At 59.4% G+C, this 15,086-nt stretch carries 17 protein-coding genes and 8 pseudogenes; 18 read left to right on the forward strand and 7 right to left on the reverse strand.

All coding sequences use genetic code 11. The annotated features are described in order from the left end of the window. Nucleotides 1-650 (reverse strand): annotated as a pseudogene (gene istA, locus OCK02_RS25610) (IS21 family transposase); the annotation flags it as partial. Nucleotides 651-765: 115 nt separating this feature from the next. Between istA and OCK02_RS25615 the strand changes: the two are divergent. The 3 genes from OCK02_RS25615 to OCK02_RS25625 are packed head-to-tail and all read left to right on the forward strand — an operon-like array spanning nt 766 to nt 3,395. Then, a complete protein-coding gene (locus OCK02_RS25615) occupies nt 766-2,247 on the forward strand; it encodes a DUF1254 domain-containing protein (protein ID WP_412178927.1) in 1,482 nt (493 codons plus the stop codon). Nucleotides 2,248-2,277: 30 nt separating this feature from the next. Next, nucleotides 2,278-2,793: a DUF1254 domain-containing protein gene (locus tag OCK02_RS25620; protein WP_263815489.1), complete on the forward strand. Its 516-nt coding sequence runs from the start codon at nt 2,278-2,280 to the stop codon at nt 2,791-2,793. Next, nucleotides 2,769-3,395 (forward strand): DUF1214 domain-containing protein, encoded by a 627-nt coding sequence (locus OCK02_RS25625; RefSeq protein ID WP_263815490.1) that lies wholly within the window; start codon nt 2,769-2,771, stop codon nt 3,393-3,395. Before OCK02_RS25620 ends, OCK02_RS25625 begins: the two co-directional genes overlap by 25 nt. A gap of 296 nt (nt 3,396-3,691) precedes the next feature. Here OCK02_RS25625 and OCK02_RS25630 read toward each other — a convergent pair whose 3' ends face one another. Continuing rightward, entirely contained in the window at nt 3,692-4,018 is a 327-nt protein-coding gene (locus OCK02_RS25630) for a GYD domain-containing protein (protein ID WP_263815491.1), read from the reverse strand. Between the two features lie 197 nt (nt 4,019-4,215). On the opposite strand from OCK02_RS25630, the gene OCK02_RS25635 reads away from it, so the two are divergent. The 4 genes and pseudogenes from OCK02_RS25635 (at nt 4,216) to OCK02_RS25650 (ending at nt 6,333) form a co-directional block, all read left to right on the forward strand. Then, nucleotides 4,216-4,455 (forward strand): hypothetical protein, encoded by a 240-nt coding sequence (locus OCK02_RS25635; protein WP_263815492.1) that lies wholly within the window; start codon nt 4,216-4,218, stop codon nt 4,453-4,455. Nucleotides 4,456-4,971: 516 nt separating this feature from the next. Then, nucleotides 4,972-5,124: pseudogene (locus OCK02_RS25640) on the forward strand (type II toxin-antitoxin system Phd/YefM family antitoxin); the annotation flags it as partial. A gap of 113 nt (nt 5,125-5,237) precedes the next feature. After that, entirely contained in the window at nt 5,238-5,552 is a 315-nt protein-coding gene (locus OCK02_RS25645; RefSeq protein ID WP_263815493.1) for a hypothetical protein, read from the forward strand. A gap of 454 nt (nt 5,553-6,006) precedes the next feature. Further along, a complete protein-coding gene (locus OCK02_RS25650) occupies nt 6,007-6,333 on the forward strand; it encodes a hypothetical protein (protein ID WP_263815504.1) in 327 nt (108 codons plus the stop codon). On the opposite strand, the pseudogene OCK02_RS25655 reads toward OCK02_RS25650, so the two are convergent. The 3 pseudogenes from OCK02_RS25655 to OCK02_RS25665 form a co-directional block, all read right to left on the reverse strand. Further along, nucleotides 6,258-6,607 (reverse strand): annotated as a pseudogene (locus OCK02_RS25655) (IS6 family transposase); the annotation flags it as partial. The gene OCK02_RS25650 and the pseudogene OCK02_RS25655 sit on opposite strands and share 76 nt — an antisense overlap. A 103-nt stretch (nt 6,608-6,710) precedes the next feature. Then, nucleotides 6,711-7,148, reverse strand: a pseudogene (locus OCK02_RS25660) (ornithine carbamoyltransferase subunit F); the annotation flags it as partial. 52 nt (nt 7,149-7,200) lie between these two features. Then, nucleotides 7,201-7,526 (reverse strand): annotated as a pseudogene (locus OCK02_RS25665) (arginine deiminase family protein); the annotation flags it as partial. On the opposite strand from OCK02_RS25665, the pseudogene OCK02_RS25670 reads away from it, so the two are divergent. The 3 genes and pseudogenes from OCK02_RS25670 to OCK02_RS25680 all read left to right on the forward strand — a co-directional run. After that, a pseudogene (locus OCK02_RS25670) lies at nt 7,495-7,781 on the forward strand (DDE-type integrase/transposase/recombinase); the annotation flags it as partial. The pseudogenes OCK02_RS25665 and OCK02_RS25670 sit on opposite strands and share 32 nt — an antisense overlap. Before the next feature lie 257 nt (nt 7,782-8,038). Beyond that, the gene (locus OCK02_RS25675; RefSeq protein ID WP_263815494.1) at nt 8,039-8,197 is read left to right on the forward strand and encodes a hypothetical protein; all 159 of its coding nucleotides are present in this window, start codon (nt 8,039-8,041) and stop codon (nt 8,195-8,197) included. A 3-nt stretch (nt 8,198-8,200) separates the two neighbouring features. Continuing rightward, nucleotides 8,201-8,348 (forward strand): annotated as a pseudogene (locus OCK02_RS25680) (IS3 family transposase); the annotation flags it as partial. 13 nt (nt 8,349-8,361) lie between these two features. Here OCK02_RS25680 and OCK02_RS25685 read toward each other — a convergent pair. Continuing rightward, nucleotides 8,362-8,631 (reverse strand): transposase, encoded by a 270-nt coding sequence (locus OCK02_RS25685; protein WP_263815495.1) that lies wholly within the window; start codon nt 8,629-8,631, stop codon nt 8,362-8,364. Between the two features lie 185 nt (nt 8,632-8,816). Between OCK02_RS25685 and OCK02_RS25690 the strand changes: the two genes are divergently transcribed. Then, nucleotides 8,817-9,128, forward strand: a complete 312-nt coding sequence (locus OCK02_RS25690) for a hypothetical protein (protein ID WP_263815496.1) — start codon at nt 8,817-8,819, stop codon at nt 9,126-9,128. Nucleotides 9,129-9,529: 401 nt separating this feature from the next. On the opposite strand, the gene OCK02_RS25695 is transcribed toward OCK02_RS25690, so the two are convergent. Then, a complete protein-coding gene (locus tag OCK02_RS25695) occupies nt 9,530-11,299 on the reverse strand; it encodes a hypothetical protein (RefSeq protein WP_263815497.1) in 1,770 nt (589 codons plus the stop codon). 97 nt (nt 11,300-11,396) lie between these two features. Here OCK02_RS25695 and OCK02_RS25700 point away from each other — a divergent pair, with 97 nt between their 5' ends. From OCK02_RS25700 to OCK02_RS25730, 7 genes and pseudogenes are all read left to right on the forward strand, one after another. Beyond that, nucleotides 11,397-11,687 carry a hypothetical protein gene (locus OCK02_RS25700; RefSeq protein ID WP_263815498.1) on the forward strand — a complete coding sequence of 97 codons (291 nt, stop codon included), beginning with the start codon at nt 11,397-11,399 and terminating at the stop codon, nt 11,685-11,687. Nucleotides 11,688-11,708: 21 nt separating this feature from the next. Beyond that, the gene (locus OCK02_RS25705; protein WP_263815499.1) at nt 11,709-12,356 is read left to right on the forward strand and encodes a hypothetical protein; all 648 of its coding nucleotides are present in this window, start codon (nt 11,709-11,711) and stop codon (nt 12,354-12,356) included. 24 nt (nt 12,357-12,380) lie between these two features. Continuing rightward, a complete protein-coding gene (locus OCK02_RS25710) occupies nt 12,381-13,814 on the forward strand; it encodes a DUF1254 domain-containing protein (RefSeq protein ID WP_263815500.1) in 1,434 nt (477 codons plus the stop codon). A gap of 258 nt (nt 13,815-14,072) precedes the next feature. After that, nucleotides 14,073-14,315: a type II toxin-antitoxin system Phd/YefM family antitoxin gene (locus OCK02_RS25715; protein WP_263815501.1), complete on the forward strand. Its 243-nt coding sequence runs from the start codon at nt 14,073-14,075 to the stop codon at nt 14,313-14,315. Beyond that, nucleotides 14,315-14,455 carry a hypothetical protein gene (locus OCK02_RS25720; RefSeq protein ID WP_263815502.1) on the forward strand — a complete coding sequence of 47 codons (141 nt, stop codon included), beginning with the start codon at nt 14,315-14,317 and terminating at the stop codon, nt 14,453-14,455. Before OCK02_RS25715 ends, OCK02_RS25720 begins: the two co-directional genes overlap by 1 nt. Before the next feature lie 163 nt (nt 14,456-14,618). Next, nucleotides 14,619-14,815: pseudogene (locus tag OCK02_RS25725) on the forward strand (integrase); the annotation flags it as partial. 83 nt (nt 14,816-14,898) lie between these two features. After that, the coding region (locus OCK02_RS25730) for a hypothetical protein (RefSeq protein ID WP_263815505.1) at nt 14,899-15,086 on the forward strand (188 nt) is incomplete at its 3' end.

A 15,086-nucleotide genomic window follows, 5' to 3' on the forward strand; every position in this document is an offset into this window, starting at 1 on the left:
ACGCATCCAATGCCGAGTGCCGCCAAATGTTCATCTCGCCCGGGAGGCGTCCATAGATTGTCGTAGATGCCGCGGCCAGGAATGCCGCCGAAGACCCGGAATGCATGATTATGGGCATCGAACAGCATCTCATGCGTCTGGAGGAGATAGGCTCGTACGATGAAGGCGCGGCTGTAGCTCAGCTTCGTATGCGCCACCTGCAGCTTGGTGCGCTCATTCCCGATGATCGCCCAGTCCTCCGACCAGTCGAACTGGAACGCTTCGCCCGGTTAGAAGGCCAGAGGCACGAACGTTCCGCGCCCTGTCGTCTGGAACTCCCTCTGCCGGTCTGCCTTCCATTCCCGGGCAAACGCCGCAACACGGCAATAGGAGCCGTCATAGCCAAGGCTCACCAGGGCGGCATGGAGTTGCTTCAGGGTGCGTCTTTGCTTGCGGCCCTTCTTCGATTCCGTCTTCAGCCAGGCCGACAGCCGATCCGCGAACGGATCAAGCTTGCTCGGCCGCTCCGGGATCTTGAACTTCGGCTCGACGCCGTCCAGGCGCAGGTACTTGCGGACAGTGTTCTGGGACAGGCCGGTCCTGCGGCAAATCTCCCGGATCGATAGATGCTCTCGAAAATGCCAGCGTCGGATTACGCTCAGTAACGCCATGTCGATCACTCCAGAGCCCCCGCTGAAACCTCGCGAGGGATGATTGAAACATGGGTCAAATCTCAGTGATAATTTCCCGCAATCCCGGGTCAGTTCTCAGTGCAAATCAACAATAATGAGACTGAAAGCGATAGTACTGGTCGCCGCAGCGGCCTCCCTTCTTTCAACGTCTTCGGTTTTGGCGCAGCAGGCATCCGCGCCGCCGCTCGTCGAGCAGATCAACAACGGAAACTGGCTCCCCCAGGCAGAAGCCGAGTCCTTGCTGGATGATCTATACTATCAGCGCGCCATCTACGCTTATACTACGATGTTGCCGGCGCTAAACACCATCGGCATGCGAGATGGTTCCGAGGCAGCGTTCGGCAAGGGCTATAATGTTCTACCGATCTGGAAAGAGCGGATGGATTCGCGCGCCTGGATTCCGACGCCCAACGGTGACGTGATCTATTCGCTGAGCTTTCTCGATCTCAAGGAGACCGGCCCCCTGGTCGTCGCCGCACCGCGCGATGTGATCAGCATGTTCACCGATCTCTTCCAGCGCACGATCACGGATGTCGGCGCGATCGGACCCGACCGTGCCCGCGGCGGCCTCTATCTTCTGCTGCCGCCGGATTGCGACGGCGAAATTCCGCAGGGTTATTTCGCCTTCAAGTCGAGCACCTATAACGTCATGCTGTTCTTCCGCACGGTCATGGGCAAGGGCGCAACCGCGCCGGACCCGAAACAGGCGGTTGCCCTGGCCGAGCAGACCCGCATCTATCCGCTTTGGGCTCCGGAAAAAGACAGCAAGCCGATGGAGTTTCCGGACGGCAGCGGCAAGCGTGTCCAGATGATGTATCCGGTGGACAACACCTACTGGGACAAGCTGAAGGCGTTCGTCGATTACGAACCGGTTACGGCGATCAATCCCGAGTTGCGCGGCGTACTGGCATCGATCGGTATCGTCAAGGGCCAGCCCTTCAATCCGACGACGAAGCAGAAGGAACTGTTGAAGAAGGCCGTGGAAACGGCCCCGAAAATGATTTTGGCGAACCGGCAGGTGGGCCGGGCAGACGAGCGCAACTTCTACTACAAGGACAGGCAGTACGAGAACGTCTGGGCAGGCGCGACATCCGAATGGTTGCAGAGCTCCTATCTCGACGTGGATCAGCGCGCTGGCTTCTTCCAGATCGCCTTTTCATCTGCGCCGGCCATGGTCATGCACACGCTGGGAGCCGGATCGAAATACCCCACGGCGCGACGGGATTCGAATGGCGATTTCCTAAACGGGTCGAACACCTACAAGCTTCATCTGCCGCCCAATGCGCCGGCAGCACTATTCTGGGCGGTGACACTCTACAACATCACCGATGGAACGATGGTCGAGACAAAGCAGCAGATGCCGTCCATCAACAGCCTGAATGAAGCGGTGGCGAAGAACGCGGACGGATCGATCGATCTGTGGTTCGGCCCCTCCAAGCCTGCGGATGCGCCGGACACGAACTTCATCCAGACCGTAGAGGCCCGGAACTTCATCGCGACGGTGCGCCTCTACGGCACTGGAGTAGACTTCTTCGATCAGACCTGGAAGCCCGACGACGTTGTCAAGGTGAAGTGATGCCTTGTCCTTTTAAGTGAGGATACTGCAATGAAAACGAAATCCGACAATCATCTGGAAATTTCCCGTCGCGACATCGTCAAAGGCGGCTTCGGTGCTGCTTCATTGGCGGCCATAGGGGCAGGCGCAGCCGTTCCCGTTGCGATAACCGGCGCGTCGCTCATGACATCCGCAGCGCCGGCCGAACAGGTAACGTCGGAGAGCAGCGCAAAGCTTGCCACGACGACGGCGGAGGTGAAGCCGCTTGAATCCTATGTACGGTCGCTTGCCCGCAGTGCCTATATTTGGGCCTGGCCGATGGCGAACATGTACAATCGTCGCGCTCGAATTACGCAAGCGCCGCATCCGGGCTTACTCGGGGGCGTGCTGCCAGTCGCCCCGCGAGGCCAAATTGGCATGTTGCACGACTACATCGAGCCCAGCGAACGCGCCATTGCGTGCCCCAACCAAGACGTTGTTTATGGGCAAGGCTTCTTCGATCTCGACTCCGAGCCGGCCCGCCACAGCCGGGAGAAGAGGCCATGTATGCCCAGTTTCGCTGGCTGAACGACGTAGCCGCAGCCGATCCGGCCGTGAAGAAAGTCATCATCGAGGAAGCCGTCGCTACCGAAAAAGACGTGATCGTTCGCTTCCGCGAATGGGCAACAAACGGGAAGCCGGCCGGCAACGGCTGGAACCGTTCGATGAACAATGCTGAATTCGGTCTCGACTACTACAATCGGGTGGCCACGTCGAAATCGAACATGTTCGAGAACCGGCCGAACGAGACGCAGTATTTCTACACGGATTTCGACTCGACCGGCGCACAGTTGGTAGGTGGAAAGACCTACTCGATTACATTTGCGAAGGGAGAAGAGCCACCTGTCAATGGCTTCTGGTCCATGACGCTCTACAACGAGGAACATTTCTTCCATCCAAACGACCTGAAGCGCTATTCGCTCGGCACGAAGAACACCTCGCTCAAACGCAACACGGACGGATCGCTCACCCTTTACGCCGGCGCAAAGAACCCAGTCGGCGACAAGGAGAGCAATTGGCTGCCGGCACCGGACGGCACCTTCTCGCTCTACATCCGCGCCTATTGGGGCAAGGAGGCGATCCTTGACGGCTCCTGGCAGCCACCGAAGATCGAGGTGGCAAAGCTGTAGTTGGCCCAAGGATTATGAGGCTAATGGTCAGGGCTCCCGCTGGAAAAGCGGAGCCCTGACCGCACCATTTCTGGCGATACTCGCTATTGACTGCGATCGGGGTAACCTCGGCAGTCCCGGCGTCCGCTTTCGAGATACCGGTTGATGGACTGTATGTCCGGCTTGGAGCGCATTGGTGCCGTCGGAGCTCACCATGTGCGCGTCTGCTTTTGGGAAGGCACCGCCGCCCGGCACGTTCATCTTTTTGAAATAGGCACCGCTAGGCATGCCGAATTGGATAGGTGCAAGACCCACACCTACGCTCCGGGCGATCGATAACCAACCGTTCTTGCTAACTCCATAGCCTCCAGTGTTTCCTCCACCGTAAGCAGTGGCGTTGTCTCGAACTTTGACACAGCGCCACCGCCTCCAATCGCGATTGCGACGGCGGCCATCGAGACGTTGTCGGGTGCCTCCCACAGGTTATACCCGTCGTGCGATCCGAATGCATACCAAAAGCCGTGAAGCTTACCTCCGACTGATTCAATGTAACTGCGCGCGGCATCCCGACGGTCTTCGGGATTTCGTGTCAATCGATCCCAGGTTTGCGGTGTGTAGCAGAAGCGTGTCAGGTAGAGTGCCATTGCCGATGCTCCTTCACTCGTTACCAGATCATTTTACAGCATAATCGGGATGTAAACGTATCGGCAAAATGGTCTCCGTGGCGCTTTAGTTTGGGGCTTGTCTTGGTCGACCGCCATTGGCGCGGGGCCGATGCTGGGCTATCATCCATTAGTTGCCGGAGAGGCATCCACGCTCCGGCTTTGGAGGAGCGACCCCCATGATTGTCAGGATTTCAATTGCCCTTTTTTTGGCGCTCGCGCCTGTGAATGCTTTCGCCAATCAGTGCCCCACCATGATGGCGGCAATTGACGCAGCCCTCCCGAACGCCTCCCTGTCTGAAGCCGACATGGCCAAGGTCAAACAGCTACGCCAGCAAGGCGAACAGTTACACCAGTCCGGCGACCACACAGGCTCGGAGGCAGCTCTCGGCGAAGCGAAGAAAATGCTCGGACTCTGAAGAGCCGGATCGCCCTTCGAAAAGTTCGAACCATCGGCAAGACCGCTCGGCTGCTCTCCCGTCGCCTGGTGGGCTGAAGACCAACGTCCGCTTGCGGCGCACAAGCCGTCAAGCCCTGTCGCCGGCAACGGCTGCTTTCGGGTAGCGGCCAGGTTGGTCTTTACGGCCGAGTTCAAGGCGCAAAGCAGACTGAAGGATTTGACTTCGGTGTGCCGAAGGCAGTCGGGCATTGAACGGCAAGAGCGGCGGCAGCAGCAGCAAGGGATGGCTCTGGCCGAGGCACTTCAGAAAGGATCATCCGCTCTTCGCTTGCCGTCGAAGATCGGGACTTGATGAAACCGAACGGCCACCTGCGGGCCTGCGGCGCGCCTTCACGGACGGCCTGTGCGCGCACAGGCCGTACTATCCATAGGGACCAAATCTGATAGTTGATCAGGTTCCATTGGGCTCCTATTTTTGTTGGATTGCGCGTACGCGTGCCAACGAACCATGAGCGAAGCTGCATGAGCAGTCAAGATTTCCGAGGCCAAGGCGCATCTGTCGGAACTGCTGGCTCGGGTCGAGGCCGGAGAAGAAGTGATCATCGCCCGCGGCAACGCCCCTATCGCCCGCCTGATAGCGATCGACGAACGCCGCCAGCGTCTCGCCGCCATAGAGGCCGTCCGGGCCATCGGCGCACGCGCGAACCCGCGCACGGGATGCCGGCGGAGGTCGAGGCTGGATTGCGAGGCAAGTGACTGCTGCGATCCGAGGGACCACACGCGCCGGCGGCGGTTGACCTCGTGGTCAGTTCTGACCCGCTGAAGCGGGCTTTCCGGCGCCTTATTCCGGAACAGAATCGACCATATCTCCTTCAAGCCGCAGTCGAGGACAGCAACGACGACCGCCCTCTGGCGGGGTCAACCCGGACCTTCAGCCTCGCGGTTGCCCCGGTCACCGACGCGCCGGCGCTCGTCGCCACGCAGACATTGCGGCAGATCTCGGAGGATGCCTCGATTGCCTCGGCGCGCAAGGTGGCAACGCTGTCGATCTCCGATCCCAACCGCTGCAGCAACAAGCGGGGGCTCGCCGGCAGTGATGCGAAGCCGCGCCAATAAATGGGTCGTTCACACGAGCGAGGATTTCGAGCTTCGTCGGACCTGGACGGTCGCGGGGGGCAGGCTTCTGCTCCATTGCTCCAAGTCCCATCGGGCGCTTGGGGCGCCGATTGGCTAGTTTCGCAGTCTGCGGAATATTCGGCTCCACCGTCGAAATTCGCTTTCCTTTCCCTCAAGCCAAGAATCCAGCCCGCAGAGAGCGACGGCCGTTGCCGCATTACCTCCATAAAGTTCTGCAGCTTGCCGGACGATGAATCCGTCATCGGACATCTGATCCGTTTCGAACGGTTCTTCGAGCTTGGTGGTTCTAGATGATTGACGCGACAAGGTTTCCTCCCGCGTCCGGCGCAGGAGTGAATCAGCGTGATCGCCGGACGTTGCCGCACATGCATCCTCAGGGAGGAAATTCCTGCTGTGCCGCCCATGGCGAAGGTCGTGCAACCGATACACTAGCTTGAAGGCGAGTTGGCAGCAAGATGGTTCGACACCGGACTGGCCGTCGGGTACGCTGTTGCTCGATTCCTACTGGTTTGGCTGGGAAACAGACACCCCCCAAAGCGGCATGCGCGAATTCCCGAGCCGTGGCCGCGGCCACCGCCATGCTCGGCTCTCCGATACGCACTTTTGGGTGACCGATGCCGGTCCCTGCGACGCGCGGCGCCTGAAGCTCGCCGGGAAGAGGTACTTGATGATTGTGAAGCCCGTGAAGCGCTTCATGATCCGCTCTCGTCGCCGGACTGGCTGGTGGGAATTCTCTGCACGATTGTTCAAGCCTTTGTGAGAGCGATGTTCGACACCCGGTATGATTTCTCGCTTTGCAGCAGCATATGACCAAAGCTTGTCGGTAATCATCTCCCCGGCGCTCGGACTCACCCCTTCAACAGCTTGCGGATCAGGCGTTTGGCCGCCTTGGCATTGCGGCGGCTTTGCACCAGAACCTTCAAGACGAAACCATCCTGGCCGACGGCGCGCCAGCGCCAATGCTTCTTCCCGCGGATCGAAACGGCGGCTTCATCGAGGTACATCTTGTCGCCAAGCCGACCAGGAGAGCGGCGACAAAACGGGTCACGGTTTCTCATGGGCCCCTAATCGCACACCGAGGTCCACGTTCGTTAAGCTTCCGATGCCACTAAGCCAGGTGTCGCCGACATAGGCTTATTTGTCCTCGGCGATGGGCTTCACGTCGGCGAGCATCTGCATGGGGTAATATTCGTCGGTGAGACCGTCATAGACGGGAACGCTGGAGTACTTGGCGAGCGTCTCCACGCCTGCCTGCTCGGATCCGCGGTATTCGATCGCATTATACATGCGGCCGAGGACGCGGGCGGTGTCCTTGAAGGACTCTTTGTGGCCGATCTGCGAGCCGGCCGGGTCGAGGTAGGTCACGTTTGCGCCTTGGTCCGATCAGGCGACTTCGAACGCGCAGCGGGTTCGGGGCGAAGTCTTTTCGAATATCAGGAATTATCTGCTTGCCTTCGAGGTGCTTCGGTTCGGGCGCGCTTGAGGTCATGTGCGAAATCGAGAAGGAAGGGAACTCGTTTGGCGTATACAGTCCTATACCGTGAGAAGCGAACGGTCGCGAAGATTGAGGCTCATGATGCTGCTCCAAGACTGTTCAAGAGGTAGGTCGGATCGTTCAAATTTTTCCTCAGGCTGGTTCCCGCCAATGCCCGCCGATTGGGTCGCGGCCGAGTTCGGAGCCGCGGATGGTGATGACCTCCACGCCGGCCTTGCGCAGAAGCGTATTGTGTGAGTATTGCGGTCGTAAGCGATCACTTTTCCGGGTTCGAGCGCCACGACGTTGTTGCCGACGTCCCATTGCTCGCGCTCGGCTTCATAGCTGTTGCCGCCGGTGGCGACGGTTAGGAGCCTCTTAATCCCCAGGGCCTCGGCGACGACTTCGAGCATCGGCTTCGATTCCGGGTGCACTTCGAAGATGCCGTCACCGAAGCGGATCGCCACCGATAAACTTCGCTCATATGGAGCGGCAAAGCGAGATCTCATGCCTGCCGTCGAACACCGATCGCACAAAGTCTGACAATCGCGCGGAAAATTCCCACCTCCCACTGCGGAAACGAGAATGGGTGATGCAAGGCTTTCGATCCGCCGGCGGCGAATTGCAACGGTTCATTTCGGTCTTTTCGGCAATCAGAAATCAATTCATCCCGTCCAGCAAGGAGCACTCCGCCCACTACTCACATTTATCTCATCCACGCAATGGCGCAGTAGAAGGCTGTGACCGGCACGGTAGATTGAGTCCAACCCAGAGCCCTTCGCCTGACTGCGGCAAATAACGTGACATCACCAGTCGAGACACTCCCCACTATAAAAAGCCCGGCGTGAGGGGCGCGCCGGGCAATTTCAGTTGGGGGCTTGTAGGGGAGTTTCCTACAATTTATAGAATACAAGTTGCACAACGTCCGGTCGATAGGTGAAATCTGACCAGCCAGATTCAGGGTGGCGATGGCATTGGTCCTGAGATTGCGGTGTTTGACAGCCGCCAGATGTTTGCGGTGAAGTTCATCGGGCAAGCACCCTGCTCTGTTGTCGCGGTCACCATTCTGCTCGAGCGGGAGATGACGACGCGCCGCCAGAAGCGCTTCGAAGCCAGGACGACCAGCGTCTGGGCGATTAAGCCCATGTGAGGACTTGCACGCCGGTTGGCCAAGAAGACGATGGAGAGCGAAATCCTGAAGGAAGCTCTCGAAATCGCCGGCGGCCCCAAAAAACATTTGTTGCGCTCGCTCCCTCCTCCGAGAGGGGGATTTTGGAATGAAATCCCTCTGCGAAAATCTAAAGCAAAGCGCGTTTAATCGACCTCGTGTCCGGTGGCCTTGGAGTAGTCGCGGCATTCTGTGAGGCAGAAGAGGCTACAGATGTCGCCGAGGGCGTGAGCAATAGCGTCGAAGCTGCGGCCGGCGCGCTTTCGCAGAAGTGTTTTCAGCTGGGAGAACACCATTTTGATCGGATTGAGATCGGATGGGTAGGGCGGCAGAAACAGGAGCCAAGCGCCTCGCACCTTGACCAGTTCTTCGGCCCGTTTGCTCTTGTCAAATCCGACTTTGTCGAGAATGACCACGTCCCCTGGCTACAGGGTGGGAGCGAGCTGTGTCTCGAACCACGTCTCGAAAATGCGGTTATTCATCGGCGCGTTGACGATCCACAGCGCGTTGCGGCGAATGGACCAGGGAGTTCTCGTTATGGCCAGTACCGACAAAGTCAGGCGTCGCCGCGATCGCAGCCGCACAGGCGCTTCGTGAGCGCATGCTTGCGCGTCGTGCGGAGGCGCAGAAACACCTGGAAGCACTGCATCCCATCTATGTGCTGCGCAAGGCTGGCAGCCAACTCCGCGCCGCTCCATTGAGCGACACCACCGCAGATGAACCGCCGCCGATCGACGAGGCGGCCGCGATCCTTGAATTGCACGAGGGCAACGCGCTGGAAGCGATCCGAACGCTGCCGGCCGAGCGCGATGCCGTAGAAGAGAAGCTCAGGTTTGCTTCGATCGCCATGGGGCACGGCTTCACCGGTGGCTGGCGAACCCGGTTGCCCGACAAGTTCATCGGCGAAGGGTGAAAGTGAAACGTTGTCGATTTTGGATGTCTCCGCGGATACCCGTTTCGCAAACCAGCTCGACTCAGCTTCTGTCCAATGATTCGATGGGCCTAAGCTAGGAGGACGGGAGTGGAATGACCAACGCGCCAGGCGCGACCGGTTCTGGAAGGTCACTACGGTGCTGGCGGCAACGCTGGTCACGGTAGTGATTCCGACTGTGGGTGTGCTTGCCGCGATGATCTATTAAGTTACTGTACGAAGGACCGGATCATCGGTCCGGTTCTGGGTTGGCGTGAATTCAACCCAGCTCACGGCTTGAACCCGTCCACCGCCGCCAGGCGGCGCATCAATGGTGTGAATCCTGTATCGATAGTGATCGATTTGGCGGCGGAAGAGATAAGTATCGCGGGCAAGACGACCTCTTATTGCAATGCCGTCCGTCGAGGCGGTATCGGAAGACCGGCCTTGCGCAGCGAACCGATAAAGCGCTCCCGATCTTCAGCTCTCGCATAGCGAAGAACCGTCCAAGTCCAGATATCGCCAACAAAGCCGGGCGCATTGGCCATCAGCCAGTTTCGCTCGGCCGCCGCTTCCTCCGCCAGTCCGGCTTCAGCGAGGACCGCCGCCGCAATCAAATGATAGGCTGGATTTTCGGTGGCCCCCGACTTTCCAATCCACATAACTGCTGTCTGATAGTCGTCACGGAAATACGCGCACACCGATAGAATAGCCTCATAGTATCCGAAGGGTCCCGGGTTGCGGTCGCGGGCCGAGGCGATCAGCTCGCACCCCTCTTCCCAACGTCCAGACACGGCCAGACGGGTGCCATACTCGCCCATCAATTCCGTATCGTTAGGGTTGGTGGCTAGCGCCTGCTTCCCCAGCGAGAGGCTCGCGTCGATTTGTCCGTTGAAGTATAGGGCAAACATCTCGGCCTGGAGAGCTCGGACGTTTTGCGGGTCAATCTCTACTGCACGACGCGCGGCGGCCAACGCCCGATCGAGCGATGCGGGAGGCATTGACGGATCAATCGGGTAACCGAAGCGGATTTCGTCAATATAGGTCTGGGAGAGGAGTGCCCAGGCCGTTGCGTATTTGGGGAACCGTCCAACCGCATCCTCAAGACATCGGCGGACAACGGGATGGGTCTTGGCATCGATGTTGGCGCGGTAGGCATAATAAGACAGGGTACAAGAATAGGCGGTCCAGTCGTCCGGCGCTTGATGCACACTTCGCTCCGAATCGGCTCTGAAAATTGCGCCGTAAGGCTGTCCAAGCGCCGTAGCAACCTGACTTGCGATACTCTCCTCTATCGCGATCACTTGCGAGGGTTCGAAGTCGGCCTCGTAGGTCTGAGCCCACAAAACGCTGGCATCCTCCGTGCTTACAACGCGCGCCTGCAAACGAACCTTGTCCTGCGTTAGGCTGACGCTACCCGACAGCTCGTAACGTGCCCTTTCCAAGGCGTTGGCATCGGAGTTCCGATCCTCAACAGTAACGATGTCCTTGAATTTCGCCACTTGCCCAATGATTTCGTGGGTGAGGCCCTTAGCGAAGGTGGCCGAGTTTCCGGACTGGGCGAGGTCCTCGAAGGGCCGAACGAGGAGGCGCGGCACGGCAGGCGCGCCAGGATCTTCACGCCAGGGCACTGCGCCAATGATCCAAACCGCGACGGCCAGAAGACCGAGGACCGTGACGACACCGAAAACAAGTGGTCGCCGCCCGGGTAGCGTTCCTGGTAGACTGGCTGGCAAGATGACGCGTGGTTCAAACACGGGGACATAGGCACCCTTCGGGATCGAGATGACTACGGGATCCTCCCGTCCGGCGCGCTGATAATACTGTTCCAATGCGCGCCGCAGTCGCCCAGCTTCAAGCCGTACGATCGGATCGGAATGGGCGTCGAAATCAACACCCCGGCCGAACACATCCGTAGCAATGGAGAACGCCTTGATACGCTCTCCGCGGCCGCCCAGCGTCTCTTCGACAATATAGGTGAGAAAGCGACGCGATCTTGGCGTGGCTTCGAAGTCCGGGCTCTGCAAAATACACGCGAGCGAGCCGCGAACCCTGTCGGCAACAGAAACGATCGCTGACCCCTCGACGGAAGCCGCGATCACAGTTTCAATTGGCTTATCGACCAGTATGCGTGGCCCACGGATGTTCCGTATGCCCCCCACCCAACTACGCATGGCACTTGTTACCCCAAACTTCGCGTAATGTTACGCAGAAGTTGCGCTCTGTCACGCTATAAAGCCCGCCATGGCGACAGCCAGGTCGGAGTTCGTCATGACAAGAGTGAACGCAGATGCGGTCGACGCGGTCATCCGGCATTTCCCGGATAGTGCCAGACAGATCGAGGCCCTCGCGCATGATAGCGAGAGCTTCCGTGAGGTGTGTGATGAGCTTGCGGTAGCCGAGAAAGCATTGGCCGCGGTCGATCGTCTTTCAGGGGCCAAGCGAGCAGAGAGACGACTGGAGTGGTTGTGCTTTATTCGCGGCGCGCTGGCGGAGATTGGTGCAGAGCTGCGGCGCGTCAAAGTTGTGCCGATCGAACGGGGCGACCGACGACAGCCGTAACAAGCCAAAGAGGAGCGTGGAATGAAATCGACGTTGACAATTCTTGCCTTGCTTATCTGCGCCGCGGTGTCTGGACCAGCGGTTGCACAGGACGCGATCCAGGCACCAGCGCAGAAAGTGATCGGCGGCACGCAGAAGCCGATGGTCGAGCCGGCGCTCATCGTGATGAATGCGGCCGGCGCAAAACTCGATGGCAACAAGCTGACCCTTGTGGGAGCGGCTCCGAACGCGATCATCTTCGCCGACCGGCCCGTCAGGGCCGCCGGCCATGCGCTGACTGCGCATCTGCTGGAAGAATGGGATGAGGGGTCGGACAGCTTCGCCACGGATCCGCCCAATGCCACCGTATCGGTGTTTGCAAAGGACGGCTCGACCGTGAAGGACATCGTGGTGACGCTGAAATCTCCGAAAGCGGGCGCCGGCAACATAACGTTCGACGTCGCCGTTCTCGAAGGCGCGCTTCCCGCCGATGCGGACGGTCCAGCCACGGTCTTCATCGACATCATCGGCATGCCCTTCACGCCTCTGTCCTTCGCCGGCGCAGCCCGGCGTACAGCCTATCGCGGGGCGTTCTACGCCGGTGCTGCGGCAGGTGCCGCCTATGGCTACCGTCCGCCCGTGCCCTATCCCTACTATCACCCCTATTACCCTGGGCCCTTGCCCTACTAACCAACGACTTGAGGGAGATCAGTCATGACCATTTCACGCCGCGCCGCGATGATCGGCGGCACCAGCCTCCTCGCCTCGACAGCCGTTTCGCAGGCATATGCTCTCGACGGGCCGCTCACCGACCTGGTAACCGGCTCTGAAGATTTCTGGACGGCTATAGATGCTTATATCTACGGGTATCCGCTCGTGACCATGGAGATGACGCGACGCATCATCACGAATGTCGCCGAGGCAAAGGGTTCGCGCGGCCCAATGGGCCATCTCATCAAGCTCAGGGAATATCCGAACGCGTCCTTCAGGGACGTCACGGCCCCAAACGCAGACACGCTCTATACGACTGCCTTCGTCGATGTCGGCGAAGAACCCTGGGTCTTCTCGTATCCAGACATGGAAGAGCGCTATTTCCTCTTCCCCATGCTCGACGGCTGGACCAATGTGTTCCAGGTACCAGGAGCCCGAACCACGGGCGAGAAGGCGCAGACCTTTGCCATTACCGGACCCGACTGGTCTGGCTCGCTGCCGGAAGGCATCGTGGAATACAAGTCACCGACGGCGATCGTCTGGCTTCTCGGTCGCATCTATTGCACCGGCACCCCCGAGGACTATGCCGCCGTGCACAAAATCCAGGATAACTGCAAACTGCAGCCGCTGTCGACCTGGGGCAAGGAGTACACGCCGCCTCCGGGCAAGGTCGATCCTTCCATTGATATGAAAACCGCTGTGCGAGACCAGGTAAACCGCTTGACTGCGGTTGAGTACTTCACCCTGCTCAGCGATCTGATAAAGCGTAATCCACCGGCTGACGCCGACGTGCCAGCGCTCGAAAGGTTTGCCACCATCGGCCTCGTTCCCGGCCACGACTTCGACAAAACCAGGTTCGATCCCGCTTTCGAAAAACGCGTCCCCGAAATCGGTTTTGCCCGCATCATGCTGCACTTCAAGTCGAGCGATGTTGAAACCATCAACGGCTGGGGGTTCACGACGAAGACCGGCGTCTATGGCACGAACTATATCCAACGGGCGCTCGTCACTGCCATTGGGCTTGGCGCAAACCGACCGCAGGACGCTGTGTATCCGACTTCACGCAAGGACGGAAATGGTGTGTTTGCTCGCAGCTATGATGGGGCAGACGATTATGTCGTGACCTTCAAGAAGGGTCAGCTTCCGCCGGTCAAAGGTTTTTGGTCCATCACCATGTACGACGAAAACTATTTCTTCGTGGACAATCCGATCAACAGATACTCAATCAGCGCACGCCAGGACTTGAACGCAAATCCCGATGGCTCCGTCGACATCCTTATACAGAACAAGTCCCCCGGGATGGACAAGGAAGCGAATTGGCTGCCCGCACCCAAGGGCAAGTTCTACCTGATGATGCGCCTCTACTGGCCCGACGAGAACGATCCATCGATTCTCAACGGATCCTGGGTGATCCCCCCCGCCAAACGCACGAACTGACTGCGCCGCTGGTCCCTGCGCAAATTCGAGCGCTATGCAGCCATCGGACGAGCCCGATGGCTGCAGTGTCGTGTGATCCGGGGACGGCATGCGCACTGCCTGTCGCCGAGAAGACCCCTTCCGGCCGCCCCCAAAGTCGCACCATTTTTTTAGTTTCGACAGTGATCGAAGCTGGTGCTTGACCAAGGTCCGCATCGTTTCCTATCTTTTCTGAGCGCAACATGCCAGCGCGCCAGCGTTTATTGGAGCGGTAACCACATGAGCAGCACAGTCAAGATTTCCGAGGCCAAAGGGCATCTGTCGGAGCTGCTGGTTCGGGTCGAGGCCGGCGAGGAAGTGATCATGGCGCGCGGTAACGTTCCCATCGCCCGCCTCACCGCGATTGATGTGCGCCGCCAGCGTCTCGCTGCCATAGAGGCGGTGCGCGCCATTCGCGCGCGTGCCAAGCCCGTCACCCAGGAAGAGATCCGCGAGTGGCGTGAAGAGGGACGCGGGTATTGATGTCGTTTGTTGTCGATGCATCGATTGCCGGCGTCTGGTTGCTGCCGGATGAGGAAAACGAGTTCGCCGCGCAAGTAATGACCAGAATGGCCGACGAGGAGGTTTCGCGGGCTACCCCTTCAGCTGATTTCCCGGAATGACGACGCAGAGGTCGTTCGGGTGGCCCGCCGATATCAGTTGAGCGCCTATGATGCCGCCTCTTTGGCGCTGGCGCTGCTCGAGAATGCAACGCTCGCAATACTGACCGGAAACTTGCCGGTGCAGCCCGGAGCGAAGGTGTCCCCCTCCTGGGACCGCTCTCCCATGAGCAATAAGAGTTCAGGTACGGACCCGCTGATGGTCAGGCGCGCCGAAGAGCTGGACGCACTCGACGCCATCCTGCCGTTCGATCGTCGGCGACAAACTGGCGGCACTCTGACCGGTGATGACCTCGCCACGCTGAAGCATCTGGCCAACGAAGGCATGGGGCGAACACGCTGCGCGCGCTCGCGCTGGGATACAGACATCCCCGAAAGCGGAATCCCGATCCTGCCGCGCCTGTGACGTGCCAGAACTCCTGTGGTGCACCGAGAACCGAAGGGGCATGCGCGAATTCCCGAGCCGTGGCCGGGGCCACCGCGATGCTCGGCTCTACGATACGCTCTTTTGGGTGACCGGTGCCGGTCCCGGCGAAGAGTGGCGCCGGCAGGTCGCCGGAAAGAGGCGCTTGATGATTGTGAAGCCTGTTTCAAAAGTTCTTTGCAAACCCTTCGTTGAAACCGGATTGCGCTT

This window comes from Rhizobium sp. TRM96647 (genome assembly GCF_025780115.1).
Lineage (GTDB): Bacteria > Pseudomonadota > Alphaproteobacteria > Rhizobiales > Rhizobiaceae > Mycoplana.